This is a genomic window from Enterobacter genomosp. S (assembly GCF_001631805.1).
Classification (GTDB): Bacteria; Pseudomonadota; Gammaproteobacteria; order Enterobacterales; family Enterobacteriaceae; genus Enterobacter; species Enterobacter quasihormaechei.
On record NZ_LVVA01000012.1, the window covers coordinates 291,425 to 307,618 of the forward strand.

Here is a 16,194-nt window from a genome sequence, read left to right on the forward strand (position 1 = left end):
GCGAAGCCGCCACCCGGCTAAAATCACGCCTTCGTGCTGTGCATCCGCTGCGTCAACCCACGCAGGAAATAGCGCAGAAACTGATCCCCACACTCGCGGTAATTCTTATGATCCGGCGCGCGCATCATGGCGGTGATTTCCGGCATCGACACGCGAAATTTCTGCTCGGTCACGATCGCCAGGATGTCGTCAGTTTTCAGAGAGAACGCAATACGCAGTTTTTTCAGCACCGTGTTGTTGTTCACCCGACGCTCCAGCGCCAGCTCGGGCGCAGACGCATCTTTACCGCGCCTGTCGTAAATCAGGCCATTCAGAAAGCCCGACAGAATAATGTCCGGGCAGCGAACGAAGCCCTCTTCATCTTCTTTGGTCATCCAGGTGTCGAAACTGGCGGACGTGGATTCCATATCGGAAAGCGCAAGTATGCGCACCATGTCATTGTTGTTCGCCTTCAGGGTGTAGCGCAGGCTACGAAGAATATCGTTACTTAGCATAGAGCCTTCGAATGTCGATGATGCAATGGCGCGCAGTGTACCAGTTTTACAGGCCAATCGCCTCTTTCAAACTTTTCAGATAGCGACGGCTGACGGGCACGGTCTGTCCGGCGCGCAGCACCAGCTCGGCCTGGCCGTTATCTTCCAGACGGATCTCCTTCAGGTGCGCCATGTTCACCAAATACTGACGGTGGCAGCGGATCAGCGGAGTGCGGCTCTCCAGCGTGCGCAGCGTCAGCTCGGTAAAACCTTCGTTGCCTTCGGCACTGGTAACGTACACCCCGCTCAGACGGCTGCTGACAAAGGCAACGTCGTCCATTTGCAGGAGGTAAATCCGGCTGTGTCCGGTGCAGGGGATAAACTTCAGGGGCTGCTGATGGTCCGGCAGGAGCGACACATCCTGTACGGTACGTTCCTGCCGCAAACGGAGCAGGGTCTTTTCGAGCCGTTTCTCCTCAATCGGTTTCAGGAGATAATCGAACGCGTGCTCTTCAAACGCCTTTACGGCGTACTCGTCAAAGGCCGTCAGAAAAACGATATAGGGACGGTGCTCCGGGTCGAGCATGCCGACCATCTCCAGCCCGCTGATGCGCGGCATCTGAATATCAAGGAATACGACGTCCGGACGCAGCTTATGCACCGCGCCGATGCCTTCAATCGCATTGGCACATTCACCCACGACCTCAATGTCACTCTGCTCCTGCAACAGGACACGCAGGTTTTCCCGTGCTAACGGCTCATCATCAACAATCAGCACTCTTAACATGCGTTCTCCTCTAGCGGCAATCGTAAGGTAATTCGGGTAAAGCGGTCTGGCTCACAGGCCACGGTTATTCCGCAGTCGTCTCCGAAATGCGCGCGCAGGCGTTTATCCACCAGGCTCATGCCCAGACCGCCTGACGCAGAGGCTTCATACAGCCCCGCGTTATCTTCAATATCCAGCACCAGATGGTGGTTAAAACGGGACGCGGAAATCACAATCTCCCCCGTGCCCAGCAGCTGCGATGTCCCATGCTTAATGGCATTCTCTACAATCGGTTGCAGGGTAAAGGCCGGAAGATGCTGATACGCCAGCTCGCCCGGGACGGATAATGACACCTGTAAACGTGACTGGAAGCGCGCTTTCTCGATTTGCAGATAGGCGTTGACGTGTTCAATCTCGTCCGCGAGGGTGACGATCTCCGAAGGCCGCTTCAGATTTTTGCGGAAAAACGTCGACAGAAACTGCACCAGCTGCGCGGCCTGATCGCTGTCGCGGCGGATCACCGCTTTCAGCGTATTGAGCGCGTTAAACAGGAAATGCGGATTCACCTGGGCGTGCAGGAGCTTAATTTCTGACTGCGTCAGCAGCGCTTTTTGCCGTTCATACTGCCCCGCAAGGATTTGCGCCGAAAGCAGCTGGGCGATCCCCTCCCCCAGCGTGCGGTTGATGGAGCTGAACAGGCGATTTTTGGCTTCGTAAAGCTTAATGGTGCCCATCACGCGCTGGTTTTCACCCCGCAGGGGAATGACCAGCGTCGAGCCGAGTTTGCACTGCGGATGCAGGGAACAACGGTACGGCACCTCATTCCCGTCGGCATACACCACTTCACCCGTTTCAATGGCGCGCAGGGTATAGGTCGAGGAGATGGGTTTACCCGGCAGATGGTGGTCGTCGCCGGTGCCGGTAAACGCCAGCAGCTTTTCGCGATCGGTAATCGCCACGGCCCCGATATCCAGCTCTTTATACAGCACCTGCGCCACCTTCATACTGTTCTCTTCGTTGAATCCCTGGCGCAGGATCCCTTCCGTCGACGCCGCAACTTTTAAGGCGGTGGCAGAAAAAGCCGAGGTGTATTTTTCGAACATGGCGCGCTTGTCGAGCAGAATGCGCATAAACAGCGCGGCGCCTACGGTATTGGTCACCATCATCGGTGCGGCAATGTTGCTGACGAGGTGTAACGCATCGTCAAACGGGCGCGCAATCAGCAGGATGATCGCCATCTGCGCCATTTCCGCCACGAAGGTGATCGCCCCGGCGGTAAAGGGGCTGAACACTTTATCCGGGCGACCGCGCTTAATCATATAGCTGTGGACGAGGCCACCCAGCAGCCCTTCGACAATGGTGGAAATCATGCAGCTCAGCGCCGTCATACCGCCCATGGAATAACGATGCAGGCCGCCGGTTAACCCCACCAGACCGCCCACGACCGGGCCACCGAGCAGCCCGCCCATGACCGCGCCGATGGCGCGCGTATTGGCGATAGAGTCTTCGATATGGAGACCAAAATAGGTGCCCATAATGCAGAAAATGGAGAAGGTGACGTAGCAGAGCAGCTTGTGCGGTAAACGTACGGTAACCTGCATCAGCGGAATAAACAGGCGCGTTTTGCTCATCAGCCAGGCGATGACCAGGAACACGCACATCTGCTGAAGCAACAGCAGCACCAGATTAAACTCGTACATACTCACAAACCGCATATTCTAAAAACGCGTAACATACACTGATGGCGTTTAACTTTCTTTGAAACGTGCCATAAAAGCGATAATTCGTGCCCGCCATCACACCTTTTGCCGGAGATAAGCTGTTCCTCCCATAATCTGTACGAAAAAGAATCAAATTTTCCCGGTTCAGCAAAGTGGGTCTAAAGTTAAGCTGGGCACGCGCAAGCCTGGGGGCGAAAATGGCGCTTTACACGATAGGTGAAGTGGCACTCCTGTGTGATGTCAATCCCGTTACGCTACGGGCGTGGCAGCGACGGTACGGATTGCTTAAACCGCAAAGAACGGACGGCGGGCACCGCCTGTTTAACGATGCAGACATTGACCGGATCCGCGAGATCAAAAGCTGGATCGACAACGGCGTGCAGGTCGGCAAGGTAAAATCGCTTCTGTGCGAGGACGATCCTGACATCCAGCATATCTGGCGCAAGCGGCAGGAAACGCTGCTTAGGCTATTGCAGACCGGCAATGTGCAGCGTCTGCGCGGCTGGATCAAAGAACAGGGTCGCGTCTACCCCGCACAAACCCTGATCGCCCATCTTTTTATCCCCTTACGGCGCCGGCTCCAGTGTCAGCAAACCACCTTACAGGCGCTACTCAGCATGCTTGACGGCGTGCTGATTAACTATATTTCCGTCTGTCTTTCCTCGGCGCGGAATAAAAACGGTAAAGACGCGCTGGTGATCGGCTGGAACGTGCACGATACCACCAGGCTGTGGCTCGAAGCCTGGATTGCCACCCAGCAGGGCTGGCGGGTTGACGTCCTCGCCCACTCGCTGGCCCAGCTCAGGCCGGAACTGTTTGAGGGACAGACGCTGCTGGTCTGGTGCGGCGAAGCCCCCTCCGCTTCCCAGCAGCAGCTCCTGACGGAATGGCGCGAACACGGTTATCCCGTTTACCCGCTGGGGCCAAATGCGTCGTAAAGGCATTTAATGGTTCATTAACAGCTGCGCTTCACCGTATAATTGTTCCGTTAACAAGAGGAGCACATGATGAAGGCAACGAAACTGGCCGTAATTACCCTTTTTGCACTGATGGCCATCAGCGGTATCGGTGGCGTTATGCTGGCAGGGTATTCCTTTATTGTTCGCGGCGGTGTTGGCTGAGGTATCCAGCCAGGCGTTCAAACAGGCGATCCACCACAATCGCCGCCAGCGCAACCAGCACCGCACCCTGAATAATGTAAGCCGTATTAAATCCGCTTAGTCCGATGATGATCGGCGTCCCCAGCGTGTTCGCCCCGACCGTCGAGGCGATGGTTGCCGTACCAATGTTGATAATCACGGACGTGCGTACGCCAGCGATAATCACCGGTGCGGCCAGCGGCAGTTCTACCTTAACCAGCCGCTGCCAGGCGCTCATCCCCATCCCTTCCGCTACGCTCAGCACCGATGCCGGCACCGCCGCAATGCCCGCCAGCGTCCCTTGCAGAATCGGCAACACGCCGTACAAAATCAGCGCAATGATGGCAGGCTCCTGCCCAAAACCGATCGCCGGTACGGCAATCGCCAGCACGGCCACCGGCGGGAAGGTCTGCCCCGTTGCGGCGATGGTCTCCACCAGCGGGCGAAACTCCCTGCCCGCTGGCCGTGTCACCGCAATACCGGCGCCAACGCCGAGCACGATGGCAATCACGCTTGACACCGCCACCAGCCAGAAGTGTGCCAGGGTGAGATTAACAAAGCTCTCCTGCTGGTATACCGGACGCGGTAGCCCAGGGAAGAGCGTATTAAACAGCGCCGCGCTGTGCGGCATCAGGTAGAGTAAGGCGATAAACAGCCCTGTCAGCCAGAGTAACGGATCACGAACCCACTTCACGCGTCACCTCCCCCGCCAGCAGATCGCGAAAATGGATCGTCCCGCAAGGCGTTCCCTGCCCGTCCGCTACGGGTAATACTTCGCACTGCCGGGCGACAAACGCCGACAGGGCATCGCGCAGGCTCATCCCATCGTGCAGCGGTTCGCCGTTGACCGGCCCATCCTGCGGACGCATATAATCTCTGACGGTGCGCAGAGAAAGCAGCCTGACGCCCAGCTCGCTGCGGCCAAAAAACTCACGTACAAAATCGTTTGCCGGTGACGTTAACAGTTCAAGCGGCGTACCCTGCTGGACGACTTCACCGTGATCCATCAGCACCAGGCGATCGGCCAGCCGCAGCGCCTCGTCGATATCATGCGTCACCAGCACGATCGTGCGCCCAAGAATGCGGTGGATGCGGCTCATCTCGGCCTGAAGCGCGCCGCGGGTGACCGGATCCAGCGCGCCGAAGGGCTCATCCATCAGCAGGACCTGCGGGTTAGCGGCCAGCGCGCGCGCCACCCCGACTCGCTGCTGCTGCCCGCCGGAAAGCTGGTGCGGGTAGCGGTCGCGAAGCGACGTGTCCAGGCTCAGCAGCGCCATCAGTTCGTCGACGCGCGCGTTGATTTTCGCCCGGGACCATTTTTCCAGCTGTAGCACGGTGGCAATGTTCTGCGCCACCGTCCAGTGGGGAAACAGGCCGATGGACTGAATGGCGTAGCCCATACGACGCCGCAGCTCCAGCACCGGCAGGCTGCGGATCTCCTCTCCGGCAAAGCGAATCGTCCCGCTGTCGTGTTCCACCAGCCGGTTGATCATCTTCAGCGTCGTGGATTTTCCCGACCCCGACGTCCCGATCAGTACCGAGAACGCCCCTTCGGCAAAGTGCAGATTAAGGTGGCTTGCCGCCGGACGGCCCGCAAAGGTTTTACTGACATCATGAAATTCAATCATTGGCTCTTCTCCCGAGCAGCGCGAGCCACAGGGCAAATAAGGCATCCAGCACAACCGCCAGCGCAATCGTGGGTACGACGCCCAGCAACACCAGATCCAGCGCGCTGCTGAGCAGCCCCTGGAAGACCAGTGCTCCAAAACCGCCCGCACCGATCAGCGCTGCAATCACCGCCATCCCTACGGTTTGCACCGTCACTACCCGTAGGCTGCGCACCAGCAGCGGAAGCGCAAGCGGCAGCTGAATTTTCCAGAAACACTGGCGCGCACTCATCCCCATCGCATGGGCGCTTTCCAGCACGTCGGGCGGGACCTGGCTTAACCCCGCCACCACCCCGCGCACCAGCGGCAATAGCGCATACAGCACAAGGGCGATGAGCGCTGGCGTCAGCCCGGTTCCGGCAATGCCCGCCGCGGCCAACGCCGGGAAGGATTTCACCAGACCGGCAAGGGGGGCAATCAGCAGGCCAAACAGGGCAACGGAGGGGATGGTCTGAATCACGTTGAGGACGGTAAAGACGGCGCCCTGACGGCTGGGATGCCGGTAGCACCACATGCCCAACGGCACGCCCAGCAGCAGGGCCGGGATCAGCGTCCCGAACAGGATCGTCAGATGTTGCACCAGCGCGTTGTCAAACACCTCCTGGCGGTTGACGTACTCTTTTAACAGCGAGAGCTGATTCAGATCGCCGCTGAAGAGGATCAGCAGAGGAATAATCCAGAATTGCGCATTCAGCAGCCAGCGCCAGACGGGCTGCGGCGTCAGACGGCGAATGGCGTCGCTACAGGCCAGCAGGCAGAGCGCCAGCCACAGCCACAGGCCGCTGCCAATCGACGTGCGCGCAAGCGGGCTTTCAACCGAGGCCATCAGCGTTGCCGCCTGCCCTGCGCTCCAGAACAGCACGATAAACAACGCTTCACAGAGAAGCAGCGTCAGCCAGAGTGCGGCACGTCCTGGCGAGAACGATAATACCAGCGCGCTCGCCAGCGCCGCGCCCAGCAGCAGCGGCGTAAACGACCACATCTGCCAGAGCGCGTGCGGTTCGCCTGACACCAGGCGGTTTGGTGCGACATTGACAAAAGGTAACGCGACCGCCGCGATGGCCACGCAGGCCAACAGCAGCAGAACGCGGTTATGACATTTTATTGGCACAGCCTTATCCCGTTACTTCACAAGCCCTTGTTGTTTCAGGAAGTCGGCGGCCACTTTTTTGGCATCCAGCCCCTCAACGGCAATGCTGGCATTCAGCTGTTGCAGCGTTTTCGCATCCAGTTTTTCAAACACCGGTTTCAGCCATTTGTCGATATCCGGGTAGGCTTGCAGGACCGCCTCACGCACGACCGGGGTTGGGGCGTAAATCGGCTGAACGCCTTTCGGGTCGGTTAAGGTTTGCAGGCCAAGCGCCGCGACCGGGCCGTCGGTGCCGTAGGCCATCGCCGCGTTGACGCCGGAGGTTTGCTGCGCTGCGGCCTTAATGGTTACCGCCGTGTCGCCGCCCGCCAGGGAGAGCAGCTGCGCCTGATCGAGCTTGAAATCATAGGCTTTTTCAAACGCCGGCAGGGCATCCGCGCGCTCGATAAACTCGGCCGAGGCCGCGAGCTTAAATTCGCCCTTCTCTTTCAGGTAGCGGCTGAGATCGTCAAGCGAGGTGAGCTTGCCTTTCTCGGCGATATCTTTGCGCACCGCGATGGTCCAGGTGTTGTTAGCGGGTGCCGGCGTGAGCCAGACCAGCCTGTTTTTTTCCGCATCCAGCTTTTTGACTTTTTCGTACCCGGCTTTGGCATTTTTCCAGGCCGGATCATTTTCATCCTTGAAGAAGAATGCCCCATTGCCGGTGTATTCGGGGTAGATATCCAGCTCGCCGGAAGTGATGGCACCGCGCACGACAGGGGTGGTGCCAAGCTGAACTTTATCGATCGTTTTTACGCCGTGACTGTCGAGCACCTGCAAAATGATATTGCCGAGCAACGCGCCTTCGGTATCAATTTTGGACCCCACTTTAACCGGCTCTGCGGCCTGTAGCGGCAGGCTTAGCGCCGCCAGAATCACTGCCGATCCTGTTATCCCCTTAATCATCGTCATTCTACTTTCCTCATTATTTTGCGGCCTTTTTCATAGGCTTGAGAGAAAAGCGTAGCTTAAAATAGGGAATTTAACCGTTTTTAGTACAAGATGAGAGGCATCCCCCGCCGGGCGGGGGATGGGAAGGAAGGTAGGATTATTGCAGTTCGAATTCGGCTTTGTTCACGCGGGCGGAATCCACGCCGATGAAGACGTTAAATTTGCCCGGCTCGGCATCGTATTTCATCTGCTGATTCCAGAACTTCAGCGCATTCACGTCAATCGGGAAGCTGACCGTTTTGGTTTCGCCCGGCTTCAGGTTGACCTTCTCGAAGCCGCGCAGCTGTTTCACCGGACGGCTCATGGAGGCCGTAACGTCCTGCACGTACATCTGGATCACCGTCGCGCCTTCGCGCTTGCCGCTGTTGGTCACATCCACGCTGGCGGTCACGCTGCCATCACGCTTCAGGGTCGGAGCCGACATTTTCACGTCAGAGACCTTAAACGTAGTGTAGCTGAGGCCATAGCCAAACGGATACAGCGGGCCGTTCGCCTCATCGAAATAACGAGACGTGTACTTGTTCGGCTTGTCGGCGTTGTACGGGCGGCCGGTGTTCAGGTGGCTGTAGTAAACCGGGATCTGCCCGACGGAGCGTGGGAAGGACATCGGCAACTTGCCTGACGGGTTGTAATCGCCAAACAGCACGTCGGCGATGGCGTTACCCCCTTCGGTACCGGCGAACCAGGTTTCCAGAATGGCATCAGCCTGCTGGTCTTCTTTCACCAGCGCCAGCGGACGACCGTTCATCAGCACCAGCACCAGCGGCTTGCCGGTGGCTTTAAGGGCCGCGATCAGGTCGCGCTGGCTTTGCGGTAGGGTGATGTCGGTACGGCTGGAGGCTTCGTGCGCCATCCCCTGCGCTTCCCCCACCACGGCGACCACCACGTCAGACTGCTTCGCGGCGTTTACCGCTTCGTCAATCATCTCCTTCGGCGTGCGCGGATCGACCTTCACCGCTTCCTCATACTGATTAAGGAAGGTAACGATGTCTTTATCATCGGTGACGTTCGCCCCTTTGGCGTACACCACTTTGGCGTTTTCACCGACGGCGCTCTTGATGCCGGTCAGCACCGTGACGGACTGATCGGCCACGCCCGCAGCAGACCAACTCCCCATCACGTCACGCTTGCTGTCGGCCAGCGGGCCGACCACGGCAATGGTGCCGGATTTTTTCAGCGGCAGCGTCTCGAGACGGTTTTTCAGCAGCACCAGACTTTCGCGCGCCACTTCGCGCGCTTCTTTGCGGTGCAGGCGGCTTTCGGCATTGGTATCCACCGGGTCAGAATCTTTCGGCCCCAGGTGGCTGTACGGATCGTTAAACAGCCCCATGTCATATTTCACGTTCAGCACGTGGCGCGCGGCATCGTCCAGCTCCGCCATCGTTACCTTGCCGCTCTTCACCAGCCCCGGCAGGTATTTGCTGTAGTACTCGTCGCTCATGCTCATGTTGATGCCGGACTTGAGCGCCACGCGCACGGCGTCTTCCGGATCGGACGCCGTGCCGTGCTTGATTAGCTCTTTAATCGCGCCGTGGTCGGAAACGGTGATGCCCTTAAAGCCCCACTGGTCCCGCAGGACGTCTTTCAGCAGCCAGGAATCGGAGGTCGCAGGCGTACCGTTGAGGGAATTCAGCGCCACCATCACCGCGCCGCTGCCCGCGTCCAGCCCCGCTTTATACGGCGGCATATAGTCGTTGAACAGACGCTGTGGGCTCATGTCGACGGTGTTGTACTCTTTGCCGCCCTCCACCGCGCCGTAGGCGGCGAAATGCTTGACGCTGGTCATCACCGAGTAACGATCTGCCGGACTTTTGCCCTGCATCGCTTCCACCATGGTTTTGCCCATCGTAGCGGTTAAAAAGGTATCTTCACCAAAGCCTTCCGAGCCGCGGCCCCAGCGCGGATCGCGAGAGACGTCAACCATCGGCGCCCAGGTCATGTTCAGGCCGTCGTCTGCGGCTTCATATGCCGATACGCGCCCGACGGTTTTCACCGCATCAAGATTAAACGAGGAGGCCAGGCCAAGGCTGATCGGGAAGACGGTACGCTGGCCGTGCACGACGTCATAGGCGAAGAAGAGAGGAATTTTCAGGCGGCTGAGCTGCATCACCTGATCCTGCATGGCGCGGATATCCTGACGGGTAACGGTGTTAAAAATCGCTCCGACCTGGCTCTCTTTGATCATCTCGCGGATCGCTTCTTTCGGGTTATCCGGGCCGACGCTGATCAGGCGCAGCTGGCCGATTTTCTCATCGACCGTCATCTTTTTGAGTAAATCCGTGACAAAGGCGTCGCGGGCTTCAGGCGTGAGCGGGTGATTACCAGACAAATCCTCTGCCATCGCAGGTTGCAGCGCCAGGCTGACGGCGACACCTACAGAACATAGCCATTTCATGTTGTTATTCTCTCTCATCAATAACCGCGGGAAGCACCCGGCCAGACCGTACGAAAATCGCAGTGTGCCACAAACCCGTAAACCCGTGCAGGGTTATTCTCTGATTTTTCTCATGAATACCCGACCGCTTAACGGCTAATCGCGCTATGCTTTACAGCGAGAAATTTGCCCCACCACAAGGAGTGGAAGATGTCTTCTGTTCGAACTGACGATAACACTACTTTTATTAACGAACTGTCGCGCCTGGTGGGTCACTCTCACCTGCTTACCGACCCGGCCAAAACCGCCCGCTACCGTAAGGGCTTTCGCTCCGGACAGGGCGACGCGCTGGCGGTGGTCTTCCCCGGCACGCTGCTCGAACTGTGGCGCGTGCTGAGCGCCTGCGTTGCGGCAGACAAGATTATTTTAATGCAGGCTGCGAATACCGGCCTGACCGAAGGCTCCACGCCCAACGGCAACGATTACGATCGTGACATCGTGATTATTAGCACCCTGCGCCTCGACAAGCTGCACCTGCTGGACAAAGGCGAACAGGTGCTCGCCTTCCCCGGCACCACGCTCTACTCGCTGGAAAAAGCGCTTAAGCCGCTGGGACGCGAACCGCACTCAGTGATCGGCTCGTCGTGCATTGGCGCCTCGGTGATCGGCGGGATCTGCAACAACTCCGGCGGCTCGCTGGTGCAGCGCGGCCCGGCGTACACGGAAATGTCGCTCTTTGCCCGTATCGATGAAAACGGCAAGCTGACGCTGGTAAACCATCTGGGCATCGATCTGGGCGTAACGCCAGAGCAGATCCTCAGCAAGCTCGACGATGACCGCGTGAGGGATGAAGACGTTCAGCACGATGGCCGCCACGCGCATGACCACGATTACATCACCCGTGTGCGTGATATCGACGCCGATACGCCGGCGCGCTATAACGCCGATCCGGATCGCCTGTTTGAATCCTCCGGCTGCGCGGGCAAGCTGGCCGTGTTTGCGGTGCGCCTTGATACCTTCCCGGCAGAGAAAAAGCAGCAGGTGTTTTACATCGGCACCAATCAGCCGGAGGTGCTGACGGAGATCCGCCGTCATATTCTGGCCGAATTCACGCACCTGCCGGTGGCGGGCGAGTATATGCACCGGGACATTTACGACATCGCCGAACGCTACGGCAAAGACACCTTCCTGATGATCGACAAGCTCGGCACCGACAAAATGCCATTCTTCTTCACCATGAAGGGCCGCACCGACGCGATGCTGGAGAAAGTGTCGCTGTTCAAGCCGCACTTTACCGACCGCTTTATGCAGAAGCTGGGCAACGTCTTCCCGGCGCATTTACCTGAGCGGATGAAGACCTGGCGCGACAAGTATGAGCACCACCTGCTGCTGAAAATGGCCGGGGACGGCATTGCCGAAGCGCAGAGCTGGCTTACCGAGTTCTTCAAAACCGCCGACGGGGATTTCTTCGCCTGTACGCCGGAAGAAGGCAGCAAAGCCTTCCTGCATCGCTTCGCCGCGGCGGGTGCCGCTATCCGTTATCAGGCCGTCCATTCTGAAGAGGTGGAAGATATTCTGGCGCTGGATATCGCGCTGCGTCGCAACGACACCGAGTGGTTTGAACACCTGCCGCCGGAGATCGACAGCAAGCTGGTGCATAAGCTCTACTACGGCCACTTTATGTGCTATGTCTTCCACCAGGATTACATCGTCAAAAAAGGCGTTGATGCGCATGCGCTGAAAGAGCAGATGCTCGCGCTGCTGCACGCGCGTGGCGCACAGTATCCTGCCGAGCACAACGTGGGGCATCTGTATAAAGCGCCGGAGACGCTTACACAGTTTTATCGCAAAAATGACCCGACAAACAGTATGAACCCCGGCATTGGTAAGACAACGCGGAAGAAATACTGGAAAGAGAATCCCGAACCAGCGCAGCACATTACGCCATCCTCTGATGAACGCCTCTAGCCAAAATTAAGAGATTGTTAAGCGCTCCTCAAACGTACTAGAGTAACGGCTTATTGCCAGAGAAACGTTTCTCTGGCTTGCCAAACGAGGAGCGGGCAGAACATGTCGGCTGTAGAAATTTTACCCGAAACCGAAATCGAGGTGCGCGACGCCCTTCCTGACGATGCGCATGCTATCTCAGCAATATACGCCTGGCACGTGCTTCATGGACGTGCCTCCTTTGAGGAAGTTCCACCAACCGTCGATGAGATGCGCCAGCGGATAAAAAACGTGACCGACAGCGGGTTACCGTGGCTGGTCGCGCTATATCGCGGCATCGTCGTCGGCTACTGCTACGCCACGTTTTATCGTCCGCGCCAGGCTTATCGATATACCCTTGAAGAATCCATTTATGTGGATGCCAGCACTACCGGCCGCGGGTTTGGTTCGATCTTACTCCAGGCGCTGATCGCCCGGTGTGAACAAGGACCGTGGCGGCAGATGATTGCCGTGGTCGGCGACGGGCAAAATAACCCCGGGTCGTTGCGGCTGCATAAAAAGCACGGTTTCGACATTGTGGGTCAGCTCAGAAGTGTGGGATATAAAAAAGGCGACTGGCGGGATACGGTGATGATGCAGCGCCCGCTCAACGACGGTGACTGGACGCTGCCTGAGTAAGGCGCTTTCGCCCGGTGGCGCTTCGCCTTACCGGGCCTACGTGTCGAGGCCGCTGTAGGCCGGGTAAGGCGAAGCCGCCACCCGGCACACGCTAATGGCTCAGTCGTTCTGCGCCGTCGCCATCTGTTCCGCTTTCTGCTTCTTATACGCCAGCGCTGAAGCCGGCACCGGCTGCACTTTCCCGGTTTCAATCCAGGTTCGCAGGCGGCTCGCATCCGCAAAGTGGGTGTATTTGCCGAAGGCATCCATCACCACCAGCGCCACCGGCTTACCGTTAAACACGGTGCGCATCACGAGGCAGTGCCCTGCGGCATTGGTGAATCCGGTCTTGGTTAGCTGAATATTCCAGTTATCGCGATACACCAGATGGTTAGTGTTGCGGAACGGCAGCGTATACGCCGGGCTTGAGAAGGTCGCCATCTCCTCACGCGTGGTGCTGAGCTGACCAATCAGCGGGTATTGCTTACTGGCGATCAACAGCTTTGTTAAATCACGCGCCGTCGAGACGTTATGGATCGACAGGCCGGTTGGCTCCACGAAATGGGTATTTTTCATCCCCAGCGATTTCGCTTTCGCGTTCATCGCGCGGATAAACGCGTCGTAGCCGCCTGGATAATGGTGGGCGAGGCTCGCCGCCGCGCGGTTCTCTGAGGACATCAGCGCCAGCAGCAGCATATTTTTACGGCTGATTTCACTGTTCAGTCGCACGCGAGAGTAGATCCCTTTCATCTCTGGCGTGTGGCTGATATCCACTTTCAGCTTTTCGTCCAGCGGCAGTCGTGCATCCAGCACCACCATCGCGGTCATGACTTTGGTTATGGAAGCTATCGGGCGCACCAGATCCGGGTGGCTGGCGTAAATGACCTTGTTGGTGTTCAGATCAACGATCATCGCACTGCCGGAGGCAATCTGGGGTTGCGCAGCGGTTGTTGCGACTGCGGGCGTTTTGGCGATGGCTGGCGCGGTAGGGGACACGCCGAACAGTAGCGCAAGACTAAGGAGTGACACTCGGAATTTCAGCATGATGAGACTTCTGATAATGATTCACGCACGTGATGACGTACACCGCCTGCGTCGACGTATAAACGCAGGCTGGCTTTGGCATCATAGCGGCCACTGTGCGTTGTCGCCAGCGGAGAATCGTGACCAGATGCTGCATTGCTGGCATTTACGCCAGCAATGCAGGGAACTCAGAAGAGACGGTATCCATAACCCCAGAGAATAACCGTCAGGGCCAGTAGCGCCTCCAGGACCAGCACGCCGATGGCAAGCGTTGAACTGGAGAAGCTCAGGCCCTCTTCTTTATTGATATTCAGGAAGGTGGGAACCCCCACGTACAGCAGATAACCGGTGTAAAAGAGGGCTACCGTACCGATCAGCGCGCACAGCCAGACCAGTGGATAGAGCGCGACAATACCGCTTAAGAACAGCGGGGTCGCGACGTATCCGGCGAAGACCATACAGTGTGCCAGCGACGGGCGCTGCGGATAGTTACGCGCCATCCAGTGAATGACCCGCCCCATCACCGCTACCCCGGCCAGCATCAGGCCATAGAACAGAATGGCCATGCACAGTCCGGTAAACCAGGAAAGCTTAACCACGGTGCCGTCACCAAAGTTCCAGCCGATTTGCGTAGTACCTATAAACGCGCAAACCACCGGCACCGCTGCCATCAGCAGGACATGGTGGGTATAGTGATGCGCGACCGTTTCGTTCTCGTTACGGATCACCTGCATTTCACGATCGGGATGGGAGAAAAGTCCCCAGACATGGTTCATAACGCCCCCTTGTTGTCGGCCCGTCAGCAATAGCTTAAGTATAATGCAGGCTTTAGATTATTTTATGTACAGTGGGAAATTTCCGTTGATTGCCGCGCGGTTGATGGATGGGGTATATGATTAACGCAGGCACAGTAAGGGAGACGACGTTTACTTAATGGATATCAACGGTCTTATTGAACAATATGGATACGCCGCGCTGGTGATCGGCAGCGTGGCAGAGGGCGAAACCATCACGCTGCTGGGCGGGGTGGCCGCACATCAGGGATTGCTGAAATTTCCGCTGGTGGTCGCCGCTGTCGCATTAGGCGGTATGATTGGCGATCAGCTGCTCTATTTTCTGGGGCTGCGTTTTGGCCCGACGATTTTGCACCGTTTTGCTAAACATCAGAAGAAAATTCGCCGCGCCCAGCGGCTGATCCAGCGACATCCTTATCTGTTTGTGATTGGCACCCGCTTTATGTACGGTTTTCGCATCATTGGGCCGATACTGATTGGCGCGAGCCGCTTACCGCCGAAAATTTTCCTGCCTCTGAACATTATCGGGGCAATTGCCTGGGCGTTGATTTTCACCACGCTTGGCTACGCGGGTGGCGAAGTGATTGGCCCATGGCTGCATAATCTTGACCAGCACCTGAAGCACTGGGCGTGGTTGATCCTGGTGGTTGTGGCGGTGATTGGGGTGCGGCTGTGGCTGAAGCATCGTGAAAAGCGCCGGGATGAAGGGTGAGTGCGGCCTGCGGTACTCACCCCGGCCCTCTCCCGGGGTGAAGGGAATGCTTATTCCGCTGGCTTAAACTGCGGGTTCGCCAGCATAAAACCCCCATCGACGATAAACGACTGTCCGGTGGTATAGCTGGCGTCGCTGTCGCATAGCCAGGCCACCAGGCTGGCAATTTCTTTGGTGTGGCCGGGGCGCGCCAGCGGAATTGACGGCATAGCTCCCTCTTTTACTTCACTGTCGTCCATATCGTTCATCGGCGTGGCAATCGCACCGGGGGCGACGGCGTTCACCAGGATCTTATGCTGCACCAGTTCCAGCGCCATTGATTTGGTTAACCCGCCCAGAGCGTGCTTTGCGGCGGTGTAGGCGCTGGCATCCGGCAGCGGCGTATGTTCATGAACCGAGGTGATGTTCACGATTCGCCCCCCTTCCCCCTGCTTCACCATCTGACGCGCCGCGATTTGCGAGCAGAGAAACGCGCCGTCCACGTCAACGGTGAAAATGTTTCGCCAGTCATCAAATGACAGTTCCAGAAAAGGCGCTTTGTTCATCGCCCCGGCATTGTTAACCAGCACGTCCAGCCGCCCGAAGCGGGAAATCAGCGTTTCAATGGCCTTTGCGCCTTCCGGCAGAGCACCCAGGTCGAGATGGATGGCCTCGGCACGCTGACCGCGCGCTTCAACCTCACGGCAGGTTTCCAGCGCCCCTTTTTCATCTGAATGCCAGGTCACCCCGATATCAAACCCGCGTTCGGCCAGCATCAGGGCCGTCGTTTTACCAATACCTGAATCCGATGCGGTAACAATTGCGACTCGCGTCATACTCACCTCCTGAAAATCTGCAAAGA

Annotated in this window: 16 protein-coding genes; 5 read left to right on the forward strand and 11 right to left on the reverse strand. The window is 57.8% G+C overall.

The genetic code is table 11. From position 1 onward, the window contains the following. Positions 1-23 precede the first annotated feature (23 nt). From A3466_RS09030 to A3466_RS09040, 3 genes are read right to left on the reverse strand one after another with little or no spacing between them, the layout of a single operon-like run. Positions 24-494: a DUF1456 family protein gene (locus A3466_RS09030; protein WP_063450295.1), complete on the reverse strand. Its 471-nt coding sequence runs from the start codon at positions 492-494 to the stop codon at positions 24-26. 46 nt (positions 495-540) lie between these two features. Continuing rightward, the gene (gene btsR, locus A3466_RS09035; protein WP_063450296.1) at positions 541-1,260 is read right to left on the reverse strand and encodes a two-component system response regulator BtsR; all 720 of its coding nucleotides are present in this window, start codon (positions 1,258-1,260) and stop codon (positions 541-543) included. Next, positions 1,254-2,939: a sensor histidine kinase gene (locus tag A3466_RS09040; protein WP_063450297.1), complete on the reverse strand. Its 1,686-nt coding sequence runs from the start codon at positions 2,937-2,939 to the stop codon at positions 1,254-1,256. Before A3466_RS09040 ends, btsR begins: the two co-directional genes overlap by 7 nt. A gap of 218 nt (positions 2,940-3,157) precedes the next feature. Between A3466_RS09040 and mlrA the strand changes: the two genes are divergently transcribed. After that, entirely contained in the window at positions 3,158-3,898 is a 741-nt protein-coding gene (gene mlrA, locus A3466_RS09045) for an HTH-type transcriptional regulator MlrA (protein ID WP_063450298.1), read from the forward strand. 69 nt (positions 3,899-3,967) lie between these two features. After that, a complete protein-coding gene (locus tag A3466_RS22290) occupies positions 3,968-4,081 on the forward strand; it encodes a protein YohO (protein WP_017383372.1) in 114 nt (37 codons plus the stop codon). On the opposite strand, the gene A3466_RS09050 is transcribed toward A3466_RS22290, so the two are convergent. From A3466_RS09050 to bglX, 5 genes are all read right to left on the reverse strand, one after another. Continuing rightward, a complete protein-coding gene (locus A3466_RS09050; protein ID WP_063450299.1) occupies positions 4,056-4,793 on the reverse strand; it encodes an ABC transporter permease in 738 nt (245 codons plus the stop codon). The genes A3466_RS22290 and A3466_RS09050 overlap by 26 nt on opposite strands. After that, positions 4,777-5,727: an ABC transporter ATP-binding protein gene (locus A3466_RS09055; protein ID WP_063450300.1), complete on the reverse strand. Its 951-nt coding sequence runs from the start codon at positions 5,725-5,727 to the stop codon at positions 4,777-4,779. The genes A3466_RS09050 and A3466_RS09055 overlap by 17 nt, the downstream gene beginning before the upstream one ends. Further along, positions 5,720-6,877, reverse strand: coding sequence for an ABC transporter permease (locus A3466_RS09060; RefSeq protein ID WP_063450301.1), 1,158 nt, complete (start codon positions 6,875-6,877; stop codon positions 5,720-5,722). Before A3466_RS09060 ends, A3466_RS09055 begins: the two co-directional genes overlap by 8 nt. Positions 6,878-6,889: 12 nt before the next feature. Then, positions 6,890-7,807, reverse strand: coding sequence for a glycine betaine ABC transporter substrate-binding protein OsmF (gene osmF / locus A3466_RS09065; protein ID WP_063450302.1), 918 nt, complete (start codon positions 7,805-7,807; stop codon positions 6,890-6,892). A 136-nt stretch (positions 7,808-7,943) separates the two neighbouring features. Continuing rightward, complete coding sequence (gene bglX / locus A3466_RS09070) at positions 7,944-10,241, reverse strand: beta-glucosidase BglX (RefSeq protein ID WP_063450303.1); 2,298 nt, start codon at positions 10,239-10,241, stop codon at positions 7,944-7,946. 189 nt (positions 10,242-10,430) lie between these two features. Here bglX and dld point away from each other — a divergent pair, with 189 nt between their 5' ends. Continuing rightward, the gene (gene dld, locus A3466_RS09075) at positions 10,431-12,188 is read left to right on the forward strand and encodes a D-lactate dehydrogenase (protein ID WP_063450304.1); all 1,758 of its coding nucleotides are present in this window, start codon (positions 10,431-10,433) and stop codon (positions 12,186-12,188) included. A gap of 102 nt (positions 12,189-12,290) precedes the next feature. Next, a complete protein-coding gene (locus A3466_RS09080; protein ID WP_063450305.1) occupies positions 12,291-12,845 on the forward strand; it encodes a GNAT family N-acetyltransferase in 555 nt (184 codons plus the stop codon). 99 nt (positions 12,846-12,944) lie between these two features. Here A3466_RS09080 and pbpG read toward each other — a convergent pair whose 3' ends face one another. Together pbpG and A3466_RS09090 are read right to left on the reverse strand one after the other, a co-directional pair. Continuing rightward, the gene (pbpG, locus tag A3466_RS09085) at positions 12,945-13,868 is read right to left on the reverse strand and encodes a D-alanyl-D-alanine endopeptidase (RefSeq protein WP_063450306.1); all 924 of its coding nucleotides are present in this window, start codon (positions 13,866-13,868) and stop codon (positions 12,945-12,947) included. A 167-nt stretch (positions 13,869-14,035) separates the two neighbouring features. After that, complete coding sequence (locus tag A3466_RS09090) at positions 14,036-14,623, reverse strand: Yip1 family protein (RefSeq protein ID WP_063450307.1); 588 nt, start codon at positions 14,621-14,623, stop codon at positions 14,036-14,038. A gap of 157 nt (positions 14,624-14,780) precedes the next feature. On the opposite strand from A3466_RS09090, the gene A3466_RS09095 reads away from it, so the two are divergent. After that, positions 14,781-15,353 (forward strand): DedA family protein, encoded by a 573-nt coding sequence (locus A3466_RS09095; RefSeq protein WP_063450308.1) that lies wholly within the window; start codon positions 14,781-14,783, stop codon positions 15,351-15,353. 50 nt (positions 15,354-15,403) lie between these two features. Here the strand turns inward: A3466_RS09095 and A3466_RS09100 are convergent, their stop codons facing one another. Continuing rightward, a complete protein-coding gene (locus A3466_RS09100; protein ID WP_074160988.1) occupies positions 15,404-16,168 on the reverse strand; it encodes an SDR family oxidoreductase in 765 nt (254 codons plus the stop codon). Positions 16,169-16,194: the final 26 nt, after the last annotated feature.